Below are 23,719 nucleotides of genomic sequence, written 5' to 3'. Positions count from 1 at the left end.
TCATGTGGCGATTCGAAAACCAGCATCATCTGTCCACGCCGCCTGTGAGAAAAGAGGTCTTTCATGCTATTCGTCGTCCACTGGTCTGGTCCCGCGACCGCAAGAAAGGCCGCGGTCGAACGCTACAAGAGCATGCGAAGCGATAGTTCGAGGTCGAAAGAGATCACCGTTATCGCCCGCTGGCATGCCATCGCGGAGCCGGGCGGATACGCAGTCATCGAAGCGGACGATGCGTCGAAACTCGCTGCATGGATCATCCAATGGAACGATCTCTTCAACTTCACGCTGACGCCCGTGATGACCGCCGACGCCTACGATGCCTCGCTGGGACTGCTCTGACAGGTCACTCCGCCTGGTCTGCCTGGGCATCTTCGGCGCTGTGCATCGCCGTGGCGTCTTCCGTCAGCGCACAAAACTGAAAGTCGTTCTTGCCGGAATCCTTCGCTTCGTACATTGCCATATCTGCGCGCTTGAGCAGTTCATTTGGCCCCGCGCCGTGGTCGGGAAATAGGCTGATGCCAACGCTGGTGGTCACGCGCGCCTGCGTCGAGTCGATATCCATCGGACGTCCTATCGATGCCACCAGATTGTGCGCAATGCGTGCCACATCCTGAGGATCGGTTATGTCTTCGAGAATGACGGTGAACTCGTCGCCGCCAAAGCGCGCGATCACGTCGCTTTCGCGAAGCGATTGTCTGATCCTCGATGCGACGGTCTTCAGCACTAAATCGCCCACGCCGTGACCGAGCGTGTCATTAATCTGCTTGAAGCCGTCCAGATCGATGAACAACAACGCAACGCGCGTCAGCTTGCGTTTCGCGCGCAAGATCGCCTGACGCAGATGCTCGCCGAACTGCGCGCGATTCAGCAACCCGGTCAATGCGTCGTGCGTCGCCAGATAACTCAGGCGCTCTTCTTCGAGTTGACGTTGCGTCACATCGGAACTGAATGCAACGAAGTGCGAATAGTGTCCGTCTCTGTCGCGGATGCCCGACATCGACATGGATTCGAGATAGATACGGCCATCCTTTCCGCGGTTCCAGACCTCGCCTTTCCAATGGCCGGTTTCGTTCAGGCGATGCCAGAGATCTTCATAAAAGGTCCGGTTCTGGCGTCCGGAATTGAGCAGGCACGGAGAGCGGCCAATTACTTCGTCCTGCGTGTAGCCGGTCAGGATCGTGAAACCCGGATTGATCCGCTCGATCAGTCCGTTCTTGTTGATGACCATGACGCCGTTCGAAGCATGCTCGAAGACGCGGTTGGCCATCCACAGGTGATATCGCGTCTCTCTCTTGACGTCGTTACGCTCACGCAACAGATAGAAGAACAGGCCCGCAACCAGCAATAAGACCGCACCGACAAATCCAGATCCGACCATGAAGGTCGTATTGACGATCGACGCGCATTCCTGAGCGAATCGTTCAGCCTGCCGCGTATTGACAGCAATGTCCTGGCCGAGCCTGGTGTCCAGACGGTCCATGAAATCGATGTTGCTGTCTAACCATTTCGACGCTGCGTCGTAGCGTGCGTCTGCCAGCAAGGCCACGCCCTCTTTTACGATGTCTTTGAATCTAGGCAAGTCGCGTACGAGCACATTCGCCAGTGCGCGTTCCTCTGCACTGCTGATGCCTACCGGGAAATAGCGCGACCACGCCCTGTCGAGCTTTTCAATTGATCCGCGTATCGATTGAATGGCTTTCGTCGTGACGTCAGGATTGCGTAACGCGAGCGCTCTCCAGAACTGCCTGCGCATGTCCATTTCCGCAATGCGTATGGCGTCGAGTTCGCTGACCGGCGCGATATTGCCCGCATACAACACCGCCACATTCGACTCGAGTTTCGACGTTTCCAGCAGCCCGAACGCTATGAGCGCGATCAACGCAATGCCACCCGCCGACACCACGCCTACTATCTTCCCTCGGTAAATGCGCGTAAGTAGTTTCATTGCGATGCCGATCCGGCCAGCCTGTGTTGAGGGGATCCAGGAAATCTTCAGAGCGTAATGTTTAGCCGTCTGCCGGATATTGACTTTGCTTAAGAACGCATTCGATTCGTCGTCTGGCGGCAGTCCCGTGTTGTGTCGCGCACGATTTGCGCTCCGGCGAACGTCATCCCTGATCTATCTCAAAATTGACGGCAATCAAGAATTTTTCGAGGTCCGCGCCTTACCCTTGCAAGCTGTTCGGACCTCTCGGTTTGCGTTGCCTGGTGCGCCGCTCCGGGCTGCGCCGCGCGGTCGGCTATTCGCCCAGACCCCGGAACACCGCTTGGTGAGAGGGATCGCCGTAGGCCGATTCAAAATCCACATGCCGCTTATTCGCACTCGCAACGACGTCGATGATTCGTCGTGCGCGACGCTGCACGCTGCCTCCGTCAAGAACCCGGAAAGATCGTCATGCCTTGTTGTTCACGTTGTTCGCTGGACCGCTTTTGCGTACCCGAGGGGATGAGTCGGGAAGAAATTTCGATCCTCGATATCGAGATCCACGAACGTCTCCGCATTCGAAAGGGGCAGACGTTGTATCGTCAAGGCGATCCGTTGACTTCGGTATATGCGATTCGCTCGGGAATGCTGAAAACGCTGACGAGCTCCGAGGATGGCAGGGTACATATCACGGGCTTTAATATTCAGGGCGATCTGGTCGGACTGGATAGCTTCGACGAAGTCCGATATGCGTCCGATGCCATCGCGCTCGAGGACTCCGATGTGTGTGTGATTCACGTTGAGAACCTCGCCATGCTCGCGATCCGCGCGCCGTTCCTTCAACAGCAGTTGCTTCGCATGACGAGCCGTGAAGTCAGAAAGGATCACGCGATGCTGCTTTCGCTCGGTTCGATGAGCGCGGAGGAAAGAGTCGCTACGTTCCTGGTGAACTTGTCGGAGCGATTCGCCGCGCGTGGCTACTCGAGCAGCGAGTTCTATTTGCGCATGACACGCGAGGACATCGGCAATCATCTGGGTATCAAGCTGGAAACCGTCAGCCGGCTATTGTCGAAGATGATGGATCGCGGGCTGATTCAGGTCCGTCATCGTCACGTAAAGCTGTTGAACGTGGCGGAACTCAAGGCGCGTACGCATCTGAGCGAGCAGTGGGACGGCCGCGCACCGGGCGTACCGTCCGCCGGCGATTGTGCAAGCTGAATCGGTTACTGCGAAAAAAAAGCGCGTCACCGGGGCGGTGACGCGCAGTAATGGACGAGAGCTGTCCAGTACACGGCGCGGACGGGGATCCGACCGTGCATGCGAATTATTCGCCTGACCGAGTACTTTGGGAGAAAGTGAAGGCTCCGGTTTTTGATCTAATCCAATCTTCGACGAGTTTGAATTCGCCCGCGCCGCGATTACTCGGCGAGGCACGTGTAGGCGTTTCCCTACAGACGTGCTCGCAGCCTTACATCGATCCGCGGCGGCGACTGATTTTGCGCGAAATCCGAATACCCCAGACTTCGATGGTGGGCATCGATATCTTGCCTTGCTCACGGCGCCCAGCGGCACGCTTGCCGAACACGCGCCCGATCTGGGAGAGAAAGGGATGTACGCATCAAACGAACGCCTGCCGCTGCCGCCCGTTGCGACGCGGCGTACCGCGCCGCGCTGCTCGACCTGTTCGCGGCGCTTCCTGTGCATGCCGGCAGAACTTTCCGCGCGGGAGTTCGCGCAAGTCGATGACATCGTCGGCGCGACGCGTGCGATTCGGCGGGGAGGGCGGCTCTTCAGCGCGAACGACCGGTTCGAGAACGTATACAAGGTTCGCACGGGTTCGCTCAAGACCGTGCTCGTGCACCGTGACGGCGTGGAACAGATCAACAGCTTTTTCGTTGCCGGCGAAACGCTCGGCCTCGACGGCTTGAGTGTCGATCGCCATGCATGCGATGCGATCGCGCTCGAAGACAGCTCCGTCTGCGTGATTCCGTTCGCGGAACTGGAGAGGATGTGCCTTAGCATCCGCGCGATGCAGCGACATCTGCATCGGGCCATGAGCGGAGAGATCGTCAGGGAAAGCGCGCTCGTCATGCTGCTCGGCACGATGTCGGCCGAGCAGCGTGTCGCCGCCTTTCTGCTGAATCTCTCGGATCGCGTAGGTGGTCGCGGCTATCCGAGAGAAGAACTTGAACTTCGCATGACACGTGAAGAAATCGGCAGCTATCTCGGACTCAAGCTCGAGACGGTCAGCCGGATGCTGTCGAAATTCGCGCGCGACGGGCTGATTCAAGCGCGCGCGAAAAAGGTTCGAATCGTTGACCGCGAGGGACTTGAGAAAGTCTAAAACAGTCTATTACGCTGCGTCGCAGCAAACAATCGCCTGCGATTTAGCCTCCGTGTTGCGCGCCATGCCAAAGTGGTGGCATATTGAACGCCGATATGCCACCCACGGAGGTGTGCGTGACCACTGTGCCGCGACAGCCGTTGCTGTCCATCAGGACGCAACGCCCGAGCAACCCATGACGAACGTTCTGATCGCCGACGATCACGAACTGGTTCGCGAAGGTCTCCATCGCATTCTCCTGAATTCCCGACGTTTCGACGTGGTGGGCGAAGCGGGCGACGGGCCGGGCACGCTGGCACTGGTGCGCTCGACGCCCGCGCACGTACTCGTGTTGGATCTGTCTTTGCCGGGCCGCAACGGCCTCGATCTGCTGAGGCAGATCAGAAAAGAGCAGCCTGATCTGCGTATTCTCGTTCTGACGATGCAAGCCGAGCAGCAGTACGCGGTACGCGCATTCAAGGCCGGTGCGGCGGGCTACCTGACGAAGGCCTGCGCGGCATCCGAACTGCTCGCGGCCGTCTCCAAGGTTGCGTCGGGCGGCGTCTATGTCAGTATCTCGATGGCGGAGCAATACGCGCAGCGCCTGTACGAGCCCGCCAGCGCCCTTCCTCATCAGCGCTTGTCCGACCGCGAGTTCGACGTTTTCCGCCGGATAGCGTCGGGCGGCACCATCACGGAGATCGCCAAGGATCTCTGTCTGAGCGCGAAAACCGTGAGCACCTATAAGGCGCGCATTCTCGAGAAGATGCAGATGCCGCATGAAGCGGCACTCGTGCGCTATGCGGTGAATCAGAAACTATTCGACGAAGAGGAATGATCCGACCGCGTTTCACTGAGCGATGCGACGCGTACACCAAACTCGATGACATGCTGAAACGATGAACTTCGTGGTTATCTCAAAATTGATCGCGGTCAACGTTCATCCGGCGAGGCACGGTTAGCATTCGTCGCTATCGAAGAGCATACCTTTATCCGAATTCTTCACGCCACTCGCCGGATCCTTCATGCGGAGCGGCTGCCGAGTGTCGTCTCAAGCTTGAACGAAATACGATGAACCATTTTCTCCACACGATCCGCTTCCGGATCATGCTTGCGTTCGGCATTGCCGTCGCACTCATGCTTTCGCTCGGTCTCTTCAGCCTTTACGGCATGTCGAAACTGAGCGACAACATGCAGACGTCCTATTCGGGCAATACATTGCCGATCAGTCAGCTCGCCGGCGTTCGCGCCAATGTGCTCAATACGCGCCGCGTGCTGTGGATGATTCAGGCCACACAGGAAACGCACCAAACCTCGAAGGTCCGGGATGCGGTGACCGCGATCGAAAAGGCCTGGTCGAGTTATTACCCGAACGGTGTGTCGAGCGGGGGAGAGCGGGCTATTGCGGAGAACATCGAAACGCAACTGACGCAGTTCCGCGCCGCCGTGCAGGAAGAGCTGGCGTTGATCGAAAAGGGTGATTTTCAGGCCAGCGCGGGGTTCCAACAAAATACGCTCTCGCCGCTCGGCGATCGCCTGACCGACCTGATCAGTCGGGATGTCCAGCTCAATGTCGAGCAAGCCAAGAACTTCGCTGCGGATAGCGCGGTGAGAAACGGCCAACTGATGTGGGTCCTCGGGCTGATCGTCATCGTCGGCGTCGTCATTGCGATCGGTGCCTCGATGTATCTGTCGAAGGCAATTTCCACGCCGCTGGGACAGTCCGTGCAAGTTGCGAATGTCATCGCGGCGGGCGATCTGCGCAGCCCGATCGAGTTTGATTCGCAAAACGAGTTTCGCCCGCTGCTCGACGCGATGAAGCGAATGAGCGATCAGCTCACGACGACGGTGCGCGGCATTCTTTCGTCGAGCGAGGCGGTTTCGATCTCGGCGCGCGAGATCGCGAGCGGCAACATCGATCTGTCGTCGCGTACCGAACAGCAGGCCTCGTCGCTCGAAGAGACCGCGGCCAGCATGACGGAGCTGGCGCAAACGGTGCGGCAGAACGCCGACAACGCCCGCCATGCGAACACGCTCGCCATGGGCACACGCGAGACAGCGAATTCCAGCAACTCGGCGGTGCAGACGATGGTCGAGATCATCGGCAATATCCGCGACAGTTCCACGCGCATATCCGAGATCACGACGATGATCGAGAGCATCGCGTTTCAGACGAACATTCTTGCGCTCAACGCCGCGGTCGAAGCCGCGCGCGCGGGCGAACAGGGACGAGGCTTTGCCGTCGTGGCCAGCGAGGTGCGCGCGCTCGCGCAACGCTCGTCGACGGCGGCAAAGGAGATCAAGGATTTGATCGAGTCGTCGGCCACGCTTGTACGCAACGGCGTGGAACAGGCGGAAGTCGTAGGCGTCTCCATGGCGCAGGTGATCCGCGGCATCCAGCAAGTCTCGGATATCGTGGGCGAGATTGCGGAAGCGTCGGAAGAACAGAGTCAGGGGATCGAGCAGGTCCACCAGGCGATCAGCCAGATCGATTCTGTCACGCAGCAAAATGCGGCGCTCGTGGAGCAATCCGCCGCGGCTGCGCAGTCGCTGGAGCAGTCGGCGGTGCAAATGACGAATGCGGTTTCCGTGTTTGAGCTATCGAGCGCGTCGGATCAGCCAGCACGACGAAGCAGGCCGCATTCCGCAGCGACGTCTTCCGCTGCCGTCACAACGGTTTGACGAAGCGGAAGCGCGTCTCGAAACATCTTCCTTATGAGTCAAGCCATGCAGACCTCCGCCTTTGAAGCAGCGACAAACGAAGCGCATACGCAGCTCACGACCGTTCAGGGCAACGCGTTACTCGACTACGGCGTGCGCATGATCGTGATACGCGAACTCTGTCAGGCGCTACTGACACATTTTCCCGTCAGTTCGCGCGCGGACATCGAGCGCAGTTTCAGAACGCGGATCGAGCGCGTGCTTGAAATGACGGACGACAACGTATTTCCGGCAGGCGCACAGACCGCGTTCCTGAATGAGATCAACTATTTTCTCGGCACCCTCGGCAAGAAAGCGGCGACGTAACGCCGAGCGATTCCGCGCCCTTTGTCTCGAGAGGCGATTCAACCGCAAGCTGAATCTGTAGCGCCAAAAATATAAAGAGGAAAGCACGCCATGCTAAACCGCCTTGCCTCGCAGACCGACGGGGCTCACCCGGCAGATGAAGAATTTTCGATCTACGGAGAGGCGCATCGACGCGCGCTGGCATCGCTGACGTCCGCGTTGTCCGACAGCGCGTCGCGGGTGGTCAATCGCTTCTATTCGATGCTCGCCGGCCTGCCCGAGTCGAGGCGCATTCTGGAGCGGCTTTCGGATTCCGAGCTCGCGCACCTCGAAGCGCAGCAAATCCGAAACGTGCTCAGGCTCGCAAATCCCGACCTCACGGCGGCCGAGCATCGCACGATGGCGCTGCGAATCGGCCGGATCCATGCGACGCTCGGACTCGATCACGAGAATCTCGTTCACAGCCGTGCGATCTTTGAGAGCGCGATCTGCAGCGAGATCGATCCGGATAGCCACGGCGAGGCACTGACGATACTGACTCTGCGTTTTGCACGCGATCTCGCCATTCAAGCCGAGGTTTACAAGGAGGTGCAAAGCGCGCGTTCCGAACTGTTGCTGTCCATCATCCGTATTACCTCCGAAGTGGACAGCTATGCAAGTCTGGTCGATGGCATCGTGCAGGCCATCGCACAGCTTGAGGAAATAGCGGGCTGTGCGGTCGGGCGTCCCGACGCGGATGGGCGCTTTCGCTGGGAGGCTGTCGGCGGCGCGCGTCTGCCGGACTATCTGCAGGCCATCGAGGCCGAAGGCTTGGGCGTACTGAAGCATGAGAACGACCGGTTGGGCCAAGGCCCGATAGGCGTCGCCTTCCGGACGGGCACAACGGCGCGCGTGATCAACACCGTCACCGACCGGCACGTCGCGCCCTGGCGAAAGCTTCTCGGCGAGCATGGCTTTCGCTCTCTCGCCGCGATTCCACTCAGCCCGATAGGCGAAGCCCCGCGAGCCGTGCTGTGCCTTTATAGTGCGTTGCCCGGCGGATTTGCGGGCGGCGATCAACATGATTTCATCGCGCTCGTGCAGACCTTGCTCGGCCTCGCGATAACCCGCATCGAACACGTCGAGGGCGGCACGCACACCGTGCCCTTTTCGGTCAGGCAGCAGTGGAGCGAACTGCTGCGCGCCGACGGCTTGCAGATGCACTACCAGCCGATCCTGAATCTGAGGACGCGCGAGGTTGCCAAGGTGGAGGCACTGGCGCGCTTGCATGACGGGCATCGCCTGCTCGCGCCCGGCCAGTTCCTTCCGACCTTCTCGCGCGACGATATGTACGAGCTCTTCGTGCGAGGGCTGGAGCAAGCTCTGGCGCAACGGAATAGCTGGCTTCGGGAAGGCATCGACCTGGATATTTCTGTCAATCTCCCGCCAAGCGGACTCAATGACCCGCGCTACTTCGACGCGACACGGAACGTGCTGTCAAGACACGCATGCGATCCATCCGCCCTCACGCTCGAAGTGCTCGAGACGGAGGAGTTGCAGCGCGAGCGTTCTCTTCAAGGCATCCTCAAATACAAGGGGCTCGGCGTCATTCTTGCGCAGGACGATCTGGGCGCGGGACACAGCAGCCTGAACCGGCTGAGAGTGCTGCCGTTCGATTGCATCAAGATCGACAAGGAGATCGTGCGTCTGGATGGCAACGACAATTCCGACATGCTGCGTTTCATTTATCAGTTGACGCGGCTCGCGCATTCGCTCGGAAAGACGGTTGTCGTGGAAGGCGTCGAAGATAAAGGCCTCGTCGATGCACTCGTCATTCTCGGTGCGGATTTCGTTCAGGGTTATGGAATCGCGCGTCCGATGCCGGCCGCGCAGATTGCCCTGTGGATGAACACGAACGCCGCGATGTTGCAGACCGGACAGCCTGTCAGCCGGCTGGGCAAACTCGCGCGTCTTTTGATCTGGGAAGAAACACTGCATCTGCATTCGGAGGTTCGCAGTGCGATGTCGGTGTGCTTGTTCCCGGATTCCGCCATCGCGCTCGATTGCATTCTCCCCTCGGTTTCGCGATCGCCCGCGAAAGACGCGTTGCTCGAAGCGTTTGCGCAACACGGTGTCGGCAGCGAAAGCTATCAATCGGCGAGACGCAGCCTTGTTTCGGAAATCTGACTTTAAAACGGATCGGCGACTATTCGGAACAGGGTGAACGATAGTTCATTTTTGATTGCGCTCAATATCTTCGTCGCCTTATCTCAATATCATGTGGTCAATCCGTTGGGTGATGCGGAATCAGGCTGATTGAGCGAATTACTACGAGGTTATTTTGAAAAGCATCGAACGTCTCGACGCGCTGCGGGAAGTCAACTTGTCCTACCTCCTGCTCGCGCAAAATATGATTCGTGACGATCTGGCCGAAGCGATGCTGCGTCTCGGCATCGGGAAAGACGTGGCGGAAGTGCTCGCGATGATCACGCCTGCACAACTGATGAAGCTTGCCGATTCCAACATCATGCTATGCCGGTTCCGCTTTGACGATCATGCGATTCTTTCGACCCTCACACATCACGCCAAACACATCGATATGAGCCGCATGCAGACAGCGCTCTTGCTCGTTCAGCAACCCGTCGAGTCGATTCAATGAGCCGGATTCATCCGTGTCTGAAAAAGACGAAGGACACGTCGGAGCTCGCACAGAAGAGTTTGCTGAATGAGGCGCATCAAACCCAGCTCGCCATCGGTTTGATCAATTTGGGCGCGCGCGTTCAAGTGCTCGAAGCGGAGACGACCTTGTCTCGCGATCGTCTGATCCGACTTTATAAGGAGCTGAAAGGCGTGTCGCCTTCCAAGGGCATGTTGCCCTTTTCGGAAGACTGGTTCCTGACGTGGCGGCCGAACATTCACGCATCGCTGTTTTATTCCTTCTATCGCTTCCTGCTCGACACTGCGCAAGTGGAGCGCATCGAGGCGTTGTTGAGCGCTTATCGACTTTACCTGGAACACACGTCGAGCACGGATCGCGAACCTCTTCTGAGCTTGACGCGTGCCTGGACGTTGCTGCGGTTCATCGAGTGCGACGTACTCGAATCGTGCCGTTGCACATGTTGCCAGGGGCAATTCATTGGTCATAAGTTCGAGCTGAAGCCAAACTTTATTTGCGGCATTTGCCGTCCTCCGGCACGCGCGGGAAAGGGACGTCCCGATCGCATCAGCGAGCTCGAGGCGATTCCGGCCTGAGTTGGTATCGCTCAGGTTTAGTGTCGTGCCTTACGAAAATCAGTGATTAGAACATGGCCCGAGTTAGAGTCTCCCATGCCGATCTGAGCGTCGGCGTTCCTTTGCAGTTTCCGGTCTATTCCGTCGCCGGAGATCTTCTGCTAGGACGAGGTTATGTGATCCAGAAACAGGATCAGATCGATCGCCTGATCGAAATGAAGGCGTTCAGGCATGAGATGCGCGGAGACTATCGCGGAATCCAGAATGGACGGGTATTCGGCATTCTGAACACCAACACGCGTACGCAGTCTCGCGAGATTCGCTCGCAGGGTCCGGTCGTCACGTCGTTCCCGGCATTCACGCGCGGTCCGGAATTCTTTCTTCTGAGCTTGAGCAGGCAAGAAGACGTGTCGTTCAGCGCGAACTTCGTGGGAACGCTGAAAGGGCAAAGCCTGCTGGTCACGGTGCCACAGTGCGCGGACGCATTTCAGCCGGGTATCGAAGTCAAGGGAAAGATCGTCGTCGGCCGCTATATCTACATGTTTCATAGTCGCGTGCAGGCTCGCGTATTCGAACCTTTCGATATCCTCCACATCGATCTTCCGGTGCAGGCGACGCGTCAGATTTTCCGGCGCCATCTTCGTGTCGATGTCGATCTCGATGCGCGCGTCATCCGCAACGACATGACGACAAGCGGATTCGATGCGACCATCGTCAATCTGAGCATCGGCGGAATGGGCATTTCCGTACCGGAAGCGGATCTGATGGTGGGCGAGCATTTTCGAATCTCGCTGCGATTGCCGGCCGGCGACGGCTTTGGATCGTCGCTCATGCTGACAGGCATCGTCAGAAACGCGTCGGTCAGAGGCGCGCATCACAAGGTCTTCGGCGTCGAGCTGCAAGGTCTCTCCGACCAGGAGAGAGCGAGCCTGCAAAACTATATCTTCGACATCGCAACGAGCCTCAGTTCCACCCCGAATTGATCGGGCGACAGCGATTTCAGAACAGGCGTCGAAAACCGCGCAGAAGGAAAGCAGATGAGAAAGTCCGAGGCTAAAGCTCATTCCACACTCGCTGCCGGAAATTTCACCGACAGCTTCGATCAGACGACCTCGCTTCATCTTGCGGAAGCCATCATCGATTCTTCCGACGATGCCATCGTTGCCAAGACGCTCGACGGCATCATCCGCACATGGAACAACGGTGCGCGCGCCATCTTCGGCTACGAGCAGAACGAGATTGTCGGCCGGCCCGTATTGGTGCTCATCCCTCCCGAACGCCTCGAAGAAGAACACATGATTCTGGCGCGCGTGATAAGAGGAGAGCGGGTCGATCACTTCGATACGACGCGTATCCGGAAAGACGGCGGCAAAGTCGATGTTTCCGTGACAGTCTCGCCCGTCCGGAACGGCGAGGGCGCAATCATCGGCGCTTCGAAAATCGCGCGAAACATCACCTTCCAGAAGCTGGCTAACAAGCGCCTGCTCAAAGCGTCCAATGTCTTCACCTATTCCAGCGAGGCGATTGCCATTACCGATCATCAAGGTCGGATCGTCGAGGTCAACCACGCGTTCTGCGCGACGACGGGTTTTGCTCAAAACGAAGCGATGGGCTTTTCCATCGAATCGTTTCTGAAGAGCGAGGATGGCATCGCAGAGTTTTCGGCCATGCTGCTCTCCGGCACGACCGAACATTTGCGCATCGAAAGTACGGGGCGAAAGAAGCATGGCGGCTCATTCGTCGCACAAGTAACGGTGACCGCTGTCAAGGCGAGCGAGACCGCGGTCGAGAACTTCATCTTTCTGATTGCCGACGTGACCGAGCTGAGAGAAAAGCAGAAGCAACTCGAAGCGGCCGCTTATCGCGATGCGCTGACGGGGCTGCCGAATCGCCGCTCGCTCGTGACGAAGCTCGATGCATTCATCGAGCGATGCGTTCGGGCAGGCGAAACCTTTGCGCTCGCTTTCATCGATCTCGACGGATTCAAACTGATCAACGATTCACAAGGGCACGAAACCGGCGATCGCTTTCTTGCGGCCATTGGCGAGCGCTTGAGCCAGGCGCTTCGCGAGGGAGACTTCCTCGCGCGAATCGGCGGCGACGAGTTTGTCGCGATTTTGCCTGGCGTGCGATTGGCGGAACATTGTCGAGGCATCGTCGAGCGGCTGCTTTCGGCGTGTTCGCGTCCGATTCTGCTCGACCGCATCGAACTGACTGCATCGTGCAGCATCGGCGTGAGTTTCTTCATGGACGGGCCCGCAACGCCCGACACGCTGCTGAACGCAGCGGATCGCGCCATGTACGAAGCAAAGCAGCACGGCAAGAATCAGGTGTGTTTTTCGGCGGGAAGCGTGTCGCCGGAGACGACGGCTTTCATGCTGCCTTGAGCCTCTTTTTCGCAGTCGATAGAAAGCCGCCCGAGGGCGTAATGCCGTTCAGTTAAGACTGAACGGCATTTTGTTTTTGAGCGTTAAGAAGTGGTTGTAAACGAGGCGTCGCGCTGTTAACTTGACGGCGCGATGCTTTCCAGCCACCTGACTTTTCTTCTCGAAGCGCAGCAGCCGGCCGATCCGAGTCGGCTGGCCGAGCATTTGCCGTATGAGTGGATCGAGCGAGCGGTTCAGGCCACAGGAGTGGCGAGCATCCGGCGTCGCCGGCTGCCGGCCGAACAGGTGGTATGGCTCGTGATTGCGCTGGCGATGTATCGACACTGGTCGATCAGCGAAGTCCTGGATAATTTGGATTTGGCCCTGCCTGACAACGCAGCACCGTTTGTGAGCAAGAGCGCGGTGGCACAGGCACGACAGCGCATCGGCGAGGCCCCGCTTGCATGGCTGTTCGAACGCACGGCGCGCGCCTGGTGCACACAGGACGCGGTTCACCACGGGTTCAAAGGGCTGAGCTTGTGGGCGATGGATGGCACTACGCTGCGTATTGCCGACAGCCCTGCCAACCGCGAGCACTTTGGTGCCCAGGGCTATGCCAGCGGCAAGGTCGCCAGCTATCCTCAGGTCCGGGCGGTCACGCTGAGCTCCATTCCGACCCACCTGGTCGCCGACGTGAACTTCGGCCGCTACGACACCAATGAAATGGTGTATGCCAAAAGCCTGCTGCCGCAGGTGCCGGACGATTCACTCACTGTGTTCGACAGGGGTTTTTTGGCCGCTGAGATCTTGTGTGGCCTGACCATGAATGGCCGCAATCGTCACTTTCTGATTCCGGCCAAGTCCAATACTCGCTGGGACGTTATCGCGGGCACCGCTGAGGATGCGACCGTGCGCATGCGCGTCTCTGTTCCGGCACGCAAGAAGTGTCCTGCACTGCCTGAGTTCTGGCAGGCGCGCGCGATTCGCACCATCGATGCGCGCGGGCGCGAACGCGTGTTGCTGACCTCGTTGAGCGATCGCCGATGCTTCAAACCGGCCGATATCGTCGCCTGCTACGAGCGCCGCTGGCAGATTGAAACCAGCTACCGAGAACTCAAGCAGTCGATGCTGGGGATGGAACTGACCCTGCGTAGCCGCACAGTCGAAGGCGTCTATCAGGAAATTTGGGGAGCCCTGATTGCCTACAATCTGATCCGTCGCGAGATCGCCAATGCCGCCTTCGAAGTGAAACTCGCTCCAACGGACATCAGCTTTGTGCGCGCCGTCCACACAATCCAGCACGAGATGATGTGGGCCGCTGTCACCCCTGCGTTCGCCAAGCTGCCCGCATGCCTTCAGCGACTGCGCGAACGGCTGAAGGCATTGCCAAATGAAAAACGACCCGGCCGCACATGCGAGCGAGTCGTCAAATCGCGCCCTTCACGTTACTCCGTCCGGTACCTTAGAAAGGACCTTAACTGAACGGCATTACGCCCGAGGGCGGCTTTTCTTTTGCATGATGCGTGCTTGCGTTTCTTCGCGACGCTAACTAGTCGCCACGATCAACCGCCATCTGATCGAACCTTGCTGTAAGCCGCTATGTCGATGATGACTTTGTGCAGGCAGCGGGTGTCCCGAGACCGCTACTTCATTGACGCCGCATCCTTCGCAGCGGTAGACGCCTGAATGTGGTGCGCGCGATCCTGCCGCGTGAAGCGCATCGAACGCGATGTGTTTGAAGACGGTTACGTACTTGCTTTCCTGATAGATTGCCATGCTGTTTCGCCGCAATGGACCGGTTCATCGAAGTGCGTTCAAGCACTTGCGCACTTCGATCAGCAGTTCGTCCTGAAACGCCTGCGGCATGGGATTGTCGTCGCCGAGCGCGAGAATCCTGTCCATGCGTTTCTTGAACAGCGCCTCCGCTTCGATTCGCTGTTCCTGCTGCGTCAATGAGATCAACACCTGAGCGATTTCCTGCGTGACGACAAGCCGGGCTGTCGACTGGATGTAGCCGTTGCCAAGCGATACCACCAGATCTTCGGGTTTCATATCAGCGCGAAGAACGGGGCCAGCCGTTTCGCTCATATCTTCGGTTGCGCGCGGAAGCACGGCCTGAAGGTGAGGGTTGACTTGCAAAGATGTATTCATACCTTGCTCCTTGGCGTCAGAAGGTTTGCCATTCGGATTCGTCGGCCGGTGCCGGTGCCGGTGCCGATGCGGAAGGATCGATTGCCTTCGTGCTGGCGGACGACATCGCCTTTCGGGGCTTCGCGATCGATGCGGTTGGCAGTTTCCTGACAGGCGAGGGGACAGGCGCTTTTCGCGTGATTGCGGATGCGTCGCCATCGAGTCGGAAGAAGCCCATATCCGATTTCATCCGGTCGGCCTGTTCCTGCAGCGATTGCGCAGCGGCAGCGGCTTCTTCGACCAGGGCGGCGTTTTGCTGCGTGACCTCGTCGATTTGCGTGATCGCTGCGTGGACCTGTTCGATGCCCTTGCTTTGCTCGTCCGATGCAGCCGTGATCTCGCCGACGATGTCGGATACCCGGCCAATCGCATGACTGACCTGATCCATGTTGGCGCTGACGACACCGGCTTGTTCCGCGCCCCGGTGCACTTTCTTGGCCGAAGCTTCGATCAGTTCCTTGATCTCCTTGGCCGCCACCGACGCGCGTTGCGCCAGTGTGCGCACTTCACCCGCCACCACCGCGAACCCGCGGCCCTGCTCTCCGGCGCGCGCCGCTTCCACGGCCGCGTTCAGCGCGAGAATATTGGTCTGAAAGGCGATGCCTTCGATCATGCCGGTGATTTCAGCAATCTGGCTGGAGTCCGCGCTGATGTCCTTGATCGTGGCAACCATGGATTCGACCGCCGCGCTGCCCGCGTCCGTCATTTCGCGCGCATTGTTGGCGAGCGAGTTCGCCTGGCGCGCGTTGTCGGCGTTTTGACGAACGGTTTCGGTGAGCTGCGTCATGCTCGCGGCGGTTTGTTCCAGCGATGAAGCCTGCTCTTCGGTACGCGCCGACAGGTCCTGATTGCCCGCCGCGATCTGCGCCGCAGCCACATTGACGGACTCGCTCGAATCGCGAATGCCTCGCACCGTGCCGGCGAGGGTCTCGCTCATTGTTTTCATGGCGTCCAGCAAGTGGCCAAATTCGCCTTGTGCCTTCGCTACGATACGGCTATCGAGACGGCCTTCCGAAATATCGCTGGCGATTCTGACCGTGTTGTTCAGCGGAACCGTGATGACTCGGACGAGATAGACCGTCGATGCCGTCAGAGCGGCCGCGCCGATCAGGATCAAGGTCAGATTGATCCATGTAAGGCGCGCCGCTTGTGCTTCGCCTGCCGCTGATGCGTCCCGCGCCTGATCGGCATTATTCTCGAAGTCGTCGCCGATCAGATCCGAAAGTTCGTTGCCCATCGGGAACACGGTTTCCGTTTGAAGTCTGCCTGCCGCGGCAAAATCGCCGGCCTCGATGAACGGAAGTTCCTGCGCCACAGCGGCTTCGAATCGCGGAATCAGTGCGTTGATCTTGTCGGCGATCGCCTGCTCGGACGGACTGGTGATTTCACCGCCCGTGTAATAGCTCTTCCAGTCACTGTCCATCTGCGACTGGAATTCCCGAACCTTCGGGACCAGATCCTTGATCTGCTGCGCCTGCATTCTCCACAGCGCGAGGCGCATATTCATCATCGCAGCGCGTACCTTTGCCACGCGCGTGATCGGAACGATATTGCCGCGATACGTTTCCTGCATGGAGCCACTCAGACTCGACATGCCATACAGCCCGGCTCCGCCCACGAGAACCGTGATGAGCATGCTGGCTGTGAGGACCAGAATGATTCTGGATTTTATGGAAGAGAAGAACTGCGACATCGGAAATCCTTCGATAGATAAACACATCGCCGGCTTACAGAACGGCTTCGCGATGGTGATTTAGTCGTGAGCCCGCGGAGACGGGCATAGAGCGCTGTGGATACCGATCCGCACAGTCTCGAACTATATTTCGGTTGAGCGAAACGATTCGACAGGAGAAGAAACTCGAAAATATTGACCGCAGTCAAATTGTTTGTTTCTAGTAGGCGGGTTATCGGCGGGACGCCAGTGTCTTACTTGCCGCTGGCTTCGGCCGCTGATCGAGAGGTGACGTAGCGGACTACGCGCAAGGGTCATATCAACGGTTCGAACGAGAGAATGGAATGAAGCGCGCTTAACGAAGACCAACAATCTCTCAAAGTCAAAGGAAACTTTCGTTCGTGCTTGCCACAGCCGCGAGGATCCGACTAGGTGAGGTCGAGCAAGCGGGGTCGAGTTCGCCCGAAAAGCGCTCGCGTACGACGGGAATCTTGTCCCGGGCCGGCCCCGAACTTTAGTAATCGCACGCGAGGCGCTGCTGGCTAACCGAGTTTGCTGTGGACGAATCTCGTCTGAAGCATCCGTACGTCGTGTCTTCGAACGTCTGCTCCGCTGACAATACTGGCCCGCGAGGCGGCTGACTGTCGGACGGCTGCAGTGGGTCGATTTCGCTTTTTGGTCGGAAGGCGAACCGCTGTTCGCGATGACCGTAGTTGTGAACGACCCGGTGTCGAGGGTTGAAGAGCCGTCCCGCCGGCAAACGACGAACGTCAGCAATGGCCGATGAGATGCTCGGCTTGGACGTTCTTGCCTGGTAGCGGTCACGGACGCTCACGGGGCCCAATCGCAACGATGGTTGACGGTCTCTTCGCGACGATGGAAGATTTAGGGTTGAAACTTGTCGCTCCCGGAAGTTATTTGAGTAACAGACCAAGCGCCTAGGCTCCGTTTCGACCTCAGAATCCGGCCAAAACAGAAGTTATTTGGTTAATTTTCCGGAAGCCAATTGAGTTCTTCCACAGTTCCGCTGGTCTGTAAGCCTGTAAATGAGTCGTCGAATTCGGCAAATCGCAACTCATCCATCTCTCGTTGTCTTTGAGCGCGCCTTGCTTTTCGACGACGCACAGCGAAACACCTGTCTCCGGCGCTATTTTCCGCAAGTGCCTTGCATCTATACCCAGAGAGACAGCGACAGCGACATCTCGCGACGTAGAGACTTGATCGCTCTGTCGAATGCCCGTGACCCGTCCCTCGCGAAACTCCGGGCAGCCAATATCGGGTCCAGCTTTTCGTCTCGCATTGATCGGCGGACAGCAGCGAAGTACCGCGCCGAGGGCATGCTTCTACACATCTAATGTGGAAGACAAATTAATTGGTCTGGCTTAGCGATTCGATAATAAGTATCGGCTCGTACCGATGGTTGGCAACGCCACCGGTGGCTTAAGCTTGCGGACATCGGGGACATGACCGTTTGAGCGCGCAAATGTAACTCGGGTATCAACCGCAGTCGCCGACATGCCAATAACACGGGCGGGAAGATTGCCACTGAGATCCGCATGCCGACGTTTGAGAGCGCTTTCGTTTTGAGGGCTTTGCATCGGAGGGACATGATGAACGACAAGACGTGGATTGTAGTGGCGGATGAAGGTCGGGCGCGCGTGTTCCAGGCTCCAGGGCTCACACGCGACCTGGAAGAAGTCGACGATTTCGTCAATGTCGCGCATAGCGCCACGACGCTAACCGAAAAGCAGGCAGTCGAATTTTCCGGGAGCGAACGAACGGAAAAAGAACGGGATAAATTTGCAATTCAGGTAGCTGAATACCTCGAACAGGCGCGTCTCCATCAACGCTTTGGCCGCCTGAGACTAATAGCGGAATCCAAGTTTCTTGGCATGATCTTGTCCAGCCTGAGCGCACAAACCCGTGAACTCGTCTTCGAAAAGGTCAGCAAGGATTATTCGACGTTGAGCATCAAAGAGATACAGGAGCATCTGCAACAGAGGTGACGCCTGCATGATATGAAAGACCGCTTCGTCATGCGCATTGGATTGTCACCCGGCTCCAGCGGCCTGTCGCACGTACGCGCTATCCGATACTAAACATCGGTAAACGGAATTTCGTCGTGATGTCATAACGGTGTCGTGCCTGCTAACTCTGTATTGGGAGACGCACAGTCACGTTCCGAAGTTCTTGTCCCGGTGACGCAATCGGCGTGATTCCCCGTCGAGCGAGTACCCCGACGTGATTGCAAAATTTCAGATGCCCAACAACAACACACCGGAACCACAAGCCGTCTGCGATCCGATCTCCCGAAGCGCGATCTTTCTCACACTGACGGTAGCGCGCGGCGAAGACGAGGCTGCTGCCGTGCGGGAATGGTGCGGCGAGATTGCCGCGCTAGTCCGCGCGGTCGGCACGCGCGCACCCACCGCTAAGCTCTCTTGCGTGTGCGGCTTCGGCTCCGAAGCGTGGGACTTTCTCTTCGGCGCGCCGCGTCCCGCGTCGCTGCATCCGTTCATCGAATTCGGATCGGGCGAGCGCCGCGCCATTGTCACGCCCGGAGACATCCTGCTGCATATCCGCGCGGATCACATGGATCTTTGTTTCGAACTTGCGTCACAGTTGCTCGACAAACTGGGAAATGCCGTCACGGTCGTCGACGAGGTGCACGGCTTTCGCTACTTCGATCTGCGCGACATGGTGGGTTTCGTCGACGGCACGGAGAACCCATCGGGCAAAAGCGCTGCAAACTTCACGATTGTCGGTGATGAGGATGAGGAATTCGCGGGCGGCAGCTATGTGGTCGTACAGAAGTACTTTCACAACTTGAGGGCATGGAATGCTTTGACGGTCGAGCAACAAGAAAAGATCATCGGGCGCAAGAAGCTGTCCGATGTCGAACTGGGCGCGGACGTGAAACCCTCTTGCTCGCACAGCTCGCTCACGACCATCGAAGAGAATGGTCAGGAGGTGAAAATCCTGCGGCACAACATGGCCTTCGGCCGTCCCGGTGCAAAGGAGTTTGGCACCTACTTTATCGGCTATGCGCGCATGCCCGGACCGATCGAGCAGATGATGGAGAACATGTTCGTCGGTCGGCCGCCGGGCAATTACGACCGTCTGCTCGATTACAGTCGCGCGGTGACGGGCGGGCTCTTCTTCGTGCCGTCCGCCGATCTGCTCGACGCGCTTCCCGACAGAACGCCCGCCGCGGCGGTGTCGGCCTCGCCTTCCAGCGCGCCTCGGCGCGAAGCGACCCGCGACGGAAAACTGAACATCGGCTCACTCAAAGGAACGCCACAACATGAATAACCTTCATCGCGAGCTTGCACCGATTTCCGAAGACGCATGGGAACAGATCGAAGCCGAAGTGGCGCGCACCTTCAAGCGCTCCGTCGCGGGGCGGCGGGTGATCGACGTGAAAAGCCCGGGCGGAGTCGCGCTCGCGGCCATCGGCACGGGGCACCAGACGAACATCGCCGCTCCAAAGAAAGGCGTGGCGGCCAAGCTTTACGACGTCCGGCAACTCGTGCAATTGAGCGTGCCGTTCACGCTGCAGCGCGAGGCGGTCGACAGCGTGGAGCGCGGCTCGAACGACGGCGACTGGCAGCCCGCGAAAACCGCCGCGAGCGAACTGGCACTCGCCGAGGACAGCGCGATTTTCGATGGCTTCGGCGCCGCAGGCATCGTCGGGATACGCGAGGGCAGTTCGAACCCGCCCACGGTTTTGCCGGCGGACGTGGCCGACTACCCCGCGGCGGTCAGTCAGGCGCTGGAAAAGCTGCGGCTCGCGGGCGTCGAAGGCCCGTACTCGGTGTTGCTCGGGGCGGATGCCTACACGGCGCTTGCCGAGGCGAGCGATCAAGGTTATCCGGTGATCCAGCACATCAAACGTATCGTGAGCGGGGAGGTCATTTGGGCGCCCGCGTTGCAGGGCGGCTGTGTGCTGTCCACGCGCGGAGGCGATTACGAATTGCATATCGGACAGGACCTGTCCATCGGCTATACGAGTCATACCGACACGACCGTGCAGTTGTATCTGCGCGAGACGCTGACGTTCCTGATGTTGACGAGCGAGGCTTCGGTATCCATCGCGGTGGGGGAGTGACCCCCGGCCGCACCGGACAATACGACGCCATAAAAGACCTTGGGGAGTGAGACCTGATTACCACGCGGTGGTTTGGGTCGAGCCCGATCGACAGTCGCATATCGGTGGGCTCGATGATGAACCGCCCCGAACATGGAGACGATTGATCATGGCTGCCCTTTGCGAAATTTGTCATGCCCGTCCGGCTGTCGCCCAAGTGACCGTCGCGCAGAATGGCCAGCGCAAGTCGATGTCGATTTGCGAGTACGACTACCGGCAGTTGATGCGGCATCAAAGCATGCTGAATCCCTTCGATTCACTATTGGGCGGCGGCGGATTGTCTCGTCTGATGGGCGGCATGCAGGACGCCGGCGATGAAGACGAGGAGGACATGATTGCCTCCGTGCCGCGCGAGTCCGTCGACGTCACCGACGCCTTTAGCGAACAAACGATGGAGTTACTGCAACGTGCCGCTGAAAAAGCACACGAGCTGCAGAAAACGGAGCTCGACACGGAGCAAGTGCTCTACGTTCTCGCCGATACCGACATCGTGCAGGCGCTCTTCAAGGAGCTGAAGCTCGCCCCCGACGACATCAAGCGCTATATCGACGAGCACGCTCAGAAAGGGAAGGCCGATCCGGACGCGCCGGTCGAGAAGATGACGATCTCGCCGCGCCTCAAGAAAGCCTTTCAATACGCGTTCCAGGCGTCGCGCGAACTGGGGCATTCGTATGTCGGTCCGGAGCATGTGCTGATCGGGCTCGCGGCCGTGCCTGACTCGATTGCCGGCACGCTGCTCAAGAAATATGGCGTGACGCCGGAAGCGCTCCGTCAGAAGGTGGTGAAGGTGGTCGGCAAGGGCGCGGAAGACGGCCGCGTGGACACGCCCACAGGCACGCCCACGCTCGACAAGTTCGGCCGCGATCTCACCGCCATGGCGCGTCAGGGCAAGCTCGATCCGGTGCTCGGCCGCGCGCTGGAAATCGAAAATACGATCGAGGTGCTCGCACGACGCAAGAAGAACAATCCCGTGCTGATCGGCGAGCCGGGCGTCGGCAAGACCGCGATCGTCGAAGGTCTCGCGCAGCGAATCGTCAATGACGACGTGCCTGAAGATCTGCGCAACAAGCGGCTCGTCGAGATCAACATCAATTCGATGGTCGCGGGCGCGAAGTATCGCGGCGAGTTCGAGGAGCGCGCCAAGCAGCTCATCGATGAAGTCACGGCCAAGCAGGACGAGTTGATCGTCTTCATCGACGAGCTTCATACGATTGTTGGAGCGGGCCAGGGCGGCGGTGAGGGCGGCCTCGATATTGCCAACGTGCTGAAGCCGGCGCTCGCACGCGGCGAACTGAGCCTCATCGGCGCAACAACGCTCAACGAGTATCAGAAATACATCGAAAAGGATGCGGCGCTCGAACGCCGCTTTCAGCCCGTGCTCGTGCCGGAGCCGACGGTCGAGCAGACCATTGTTATCCTGCGCGGGCTGCGCGACAAGCTCGAAGCGCATCATCAGGTCACCTTCGCGGACGATGCGTTCGTCGCCGCCGCCGAGTTGTCGGATCGCTATATCACGTCGCGTTATCTGCCGGACAAGGCCATCGATCTCATCGATCAGGCCGCGGCGCGCGTGCGCATCGGTTCGACCTCGCGGCCGCCCGAGATTCAGGAGCTGGAAGCGGAGATCGCGCAGTCGAAGCGCGAGCAGGACTACGCGTCGTCACGCAAGCGTTTCGATGAAGCGAAGAACTTCGAGGAGCGCATCAAGGAGAAACAGAAAAAGCTGGAGGAACTCACCGAGGCTTGGCAGCGCAAGACCGGATCGGAGACGCTCGAAGTGACGGTGGCGTCGGTGGCGGAAGTGGTGTCGCGTCTCACGGGCATTCCCGTCACCGAGCTTACGCAGGAAGAGCGCCAGAAGCTGCTCGACATGGAGAACACGCTGCGCGAGCGTGTGGTCGGTCAGGACGAGGCGGTGGTCGCCGTGAGCGACGCGGTGCGGCTGTCGCGCGCGGGCATGGGCCAGGCGAACCGGCCGATCGCGACCTTCCTGTTCCTCGGACCGACGGGCGTCGGCAAGACCGAGCTTGCGAAGGCGCTCGCGGAAACCGTGTTCGGCGACGAGCAGGCGGTGATTCGCATCGACATGTCGGAATACATGGAGCGGCATGCGGTGGCGCGGCTGATCGGCGCGCCACCGGGATATGTCGGCTATGACGAAGGCGGTCAGCTCACCGAGCGGGTGCGCCGGCGTCCGTACAGCGTGATCCTGCTGGACGAAATCGAGAAAGCGCATCCCGACGTGAACAACGTGCTGCTGCAGGTGTTTGACGATGGCCGCCTCACCGATGGTAAGGGTCGCGTCGTCGACTTCAGCAACACGATCATCATCTCGACGAGCAATCTCGGTGCGTCCATCATCATGGATAACCTTGAAAAGAACGAGAAAGATCGCGATTCGGAAAAGGACATGCGCGCGAAGCTCATGGACGTGCTGAAAGGCCACTTCCGCCCCGAGTTCCTGAATCGCATCGATGAAATCATTGTGTTTCATGGGCTTTCGCGCGAGAACATCCGCGCGATCGTGCAGATTCAGATCGAGCGCGTCACGCGCACGGCCGACGCGCAGGACATCACGCTCAAGGTGCAGGACTCGGTCATCGATCATCTCGCCGATGTGGGATACCGGCCGGAGTTCGGCGCGCGCGAATTGAAGCGCCAGATTCGTCAGGAACTGGAAACGCGGCTCGCGAAGGAAATCCTCGGCGACAAGCTCAAATCCGGCGACACGGTAGACGTGAGCTACGACAAGGACACAGACAAGATGGTGTTCACCAAGGTCGAAGCGGAAGCGAAGCCGAAGAAGGCCAAGTCAGCCGCGAAAAAGAGCGCGCCGAAGACGGAAGGCAGGAAGGAATCGGCGAAGAGCGAGACCTGATCG

The 23,719-nt window shown here is 58.9% G+C and carries 19 protein-coding genes; 16 read left to right on the top strand and 3 right to left on the bottom strand.

Annotated features, from left to right (window positions below):
• Positions 1-63 precede the first annotated feature (63 nt).
• Positions 64-339, top strand: coding sequence for a DUF3303 domain-containing protein (locus AWB70_RS30310; RefSeq protein ID WP_053568932.1), 276 nt, complete (start codon positions 64-66; stop codon positions 337-339).
• A gap of 4 nt (positions 340-343) precedes the next feature.
• On the opposite strand, the gene AWB70_RS30305 is transcribed toward AWB70_RS30310, so the two are convergent.
• Positions 344-1,945: a diguanylate cyclase domain-containing protein gene (locus tag AWB70_RS30305; protein ID WP_063786688.1), complete on the bottom strand. Its 1,602-nt coding sequence runs from the start codon at positions 1,943-1,945 to the stop codon at positions 344-346.
• A 450-nt stretch (positions 1,946-2,395) separates the two neighbouring features.
• On the opposite strand from AWB70_RS30305, the gene fnr reads away from it, so the two are divergent.
• The 11 genes from fnr (at position 2,396) to AWB70_RS30250 (ending at position 14,311) form a co-directional block, all read left to right on the top strand.
• Positions 2,396-3,142, top strand: a complete 747-nt coding sequence (gene fnr, locus AWB70_RS30300) for a fumarate/nitrate reduction transcriptional regulator Fnr (RefSeq protein ID WP_075644247.1) — start codon at positions 2,396-2,398, stop codon at positions 3,140-3,142.
• A 391-nt stretch (positions 3,143-3,533) separates the two neighbouring features.
• Positions 3,534-4,268, top strand: a complete 735-nt coding sequence (locus AWB70_RS30295; protein ID WP_053568944.1) for a helix-turn-helix domain-containing protein — start codon at positions 3,534-3,536, stop codon at positions 4,266-4,268.
• 175 nt (positions 4,269-4,443) lie between these two features.
• Entirely contained in the window at positions 4,444-5,085 is a 642-nt protein-coding gene (locus AWB70_RS30290) for a response regulator (protein WP_053568934.1), read from the top strand.
• Between the two features lie 233 nt (positions 5,086-5,318).
• The gene (locus tag AWB70_RS30285) at positions 5,319-6,929 is read left to right on the top strand and encodes a methyl-accepting chemotaxis protein (RefSeq protein WP_063786690.1); all 1,611 of its coding nucleotides are present in this window, start codon (positions 5,319-5,321) and stop codon (positions 6,927-6,929) included.
• A gap of 45 nt (positions 6,930-6,974) precedes the next feature.
• On the top strand, positions 6,975-7,274 hold the full coding sequence (locus AWB70_RS30280) for a hypothetical protein (RefSeq protein ID WP_060854236.1): 300 nt from the start codon (positions 6,975-6,977) through the stop codon (positions 7,272-7,274).
• Between the two features lie 90 nt (positions 7,275-7,364).
• Positions 7,365-9,419 (top strand): EAL domain-containing protein, encoded by a 2,055-nt coding sequence (locus tag AWB70_RS30275; protein WP_053568936.1) that lies wholly within the window; start codon positions 7,365-7,367, stop codon positions 9,417-9,419.
• A 151-nt stretch (positions 9,420-9,570) separates the two neighbouring features.
• The gene (gene flhD, locus AWB70_RS30270; RefSeq protein WP_374730266.1) at positions 9,571-9,891 is read left to right on the top strand and encodes a flagellar transcriptional regulator FlhD; all 321 of its coding nucleotides are present in this window, start codon (positions 9,571-9,573) and stop codon (positions 9,889-9,891) included.
• Complete coding sequence (flhC, locus tag AWB70_RS30265) at positions 9,888-10,484, top strand: flagellar transcriptional regulator FlhC (RefSeq protein ID WP_053568938.1); 597 nt, start codon at positions 9,888-9,890, stop codon at positions 10,482-10,484. The genes flhD and flhC overlap by 4 nt, the downstream gene beginning before the upstream one ends.
• 53 nt (positions 10,485-10,537) lie before the next feature.
• Positions 10,538-11,446: a flagellar brake protein gene (locus AWB70_RS30260; protein WP_082378082.1), complete on the top strand. Its 909-nt coding sequence runs from the start codon at positions 10,538-10,540 to the stop codon at positions 11,444-11,446.
• A gap of 54 nt (positions 11,447-11,500) precedes the next feature.
• Positions 11,501-12,850 (top strand): diguanylate cyclase domain-containing protein, encoded by a 1,350-nt coding sequence (locus tag AWB70_RS30255; protein WP_053568940.1) that lies wholly within the window; start codon positions 11,501-11,503, stop codon positions 12,848-12,850.
• 132 nt (positions 12,851-12,982) lie between these two features.
• The gene (locus tag AWB70_RS30250) at positions 12,983-14,311 is read left to right on the top strand and encodes an IS4 family transposase (RefSeq protein ID WP_060854234.1); all 1,329 of its coding nucleotides are present in this window, start codon (positions 12,983-12,985) and stop codon (positions 14,309-14,311) included.
• Between the two features lie 318 nt (positions 14,312-14,629).
• On the opposite strand, the gene AWB70_RS30245 is transcribed toward AWB70_RS30250, so the two are convergent.
• Positions 14,630-14,881 (bottom strand): hypothetical protein, encoded by a 252-nt coding sequence (locus AWB70_RS30245; protein WP_060854233.1) that lies wholly within the window; start codon positions 14,879-14,881, stop codon positions 14,630-14,632.
• A 115-nt stretch (positions 14,882-14,996) separates the two neighbouring features.
• Positions 14,997-16,712 (bottom strand): methyl-accepting chemotaxis protein, encoded by a 1,716-nt coding sequence (locus AWB70_RS30240; RefSeq protein ID WP_063786691.1) that lies wholly within the window; start codon positions 16,710-16,712, stop codon positions 14,997-14,999.
• 1,589 nt (positions 16,713-18,301) lie between these two features.
• On the opposite strand from AWB70_RS30240, the gene AWB70_RS30235 reads away from it, so the two are divergent.
• The 4 genes from AWB70_RS30235 (at position 18,302) to AWB70_RS30220 (ending at position 23,716) form a co-directional block, all read left to right on the top strand.
• The gene (locus AWB70_RS30235; RefSeq protein WP_045455495.1) at positions 18,302-18,697 is read left to right on the top strand and encodes a host attachment protein; all 396 of its coding nucleotides are present in this window, start codon (positions 18,302-18,304) and stop codon (positions 18,695-18,697) included.
• Between the two features lie 253 nt (positions 18,698-18,950).
• Positions 18,951-20,003 carry a Dyp-type peroxidase gene (locus AWB70_RS30230; protein WP_053568946.1) on the top strand — a complete coding sequence of 351 codons (1,053 nt, stop codon included), beginning with the start codon at positions 18,951-18,953 and terminating at the stop codon, positions 20,001-20,003.
• Positions 19,996-20,799 (top strand): family 1 encapsulin nanocompartment shell protein, encoded by an 804-nt coding sequence (locus tag AWB70_RS30225; protein ID WP_053568947.1) that lies wholly within the window; start codon positions 19,996-19,998, stop codon positions 20,797-20,799. The genes AWB70_RS30230 and AWB70_RS30225 overlap by 8 nt, the downstream gene beginning before the upstream one ends.
• 148 nt (positions 20,800-20,947) lie before the next feature.
• Positions 20,948-23,716, top strand: coding sequence for an ATP-dependent Clp protease ATP-binding subunit (locus tag AWB70_RS30220; protein ID WP_053568948.1), 2,769 nt, complete (start codon positions 20,948-20,950; stop codon positions 23,714-23,716).
• Positions 23,717-23,719: the final 3 nt, after the last annotated feature.

The sequence above is a fragment of the Caballeronia cordobensis genome (assembly GCF_001544575.2).
Taxonomy (GTDB): Bacteria; Pseudomonadota; Gammaproteobacteria; order Burkholderiales; family Burkholderiaceae; genus Caballeronia; species Caballeronia cordobensis.
This window is presented reverse-complemented; position numbering and strand designations above follow the sequence as displayed.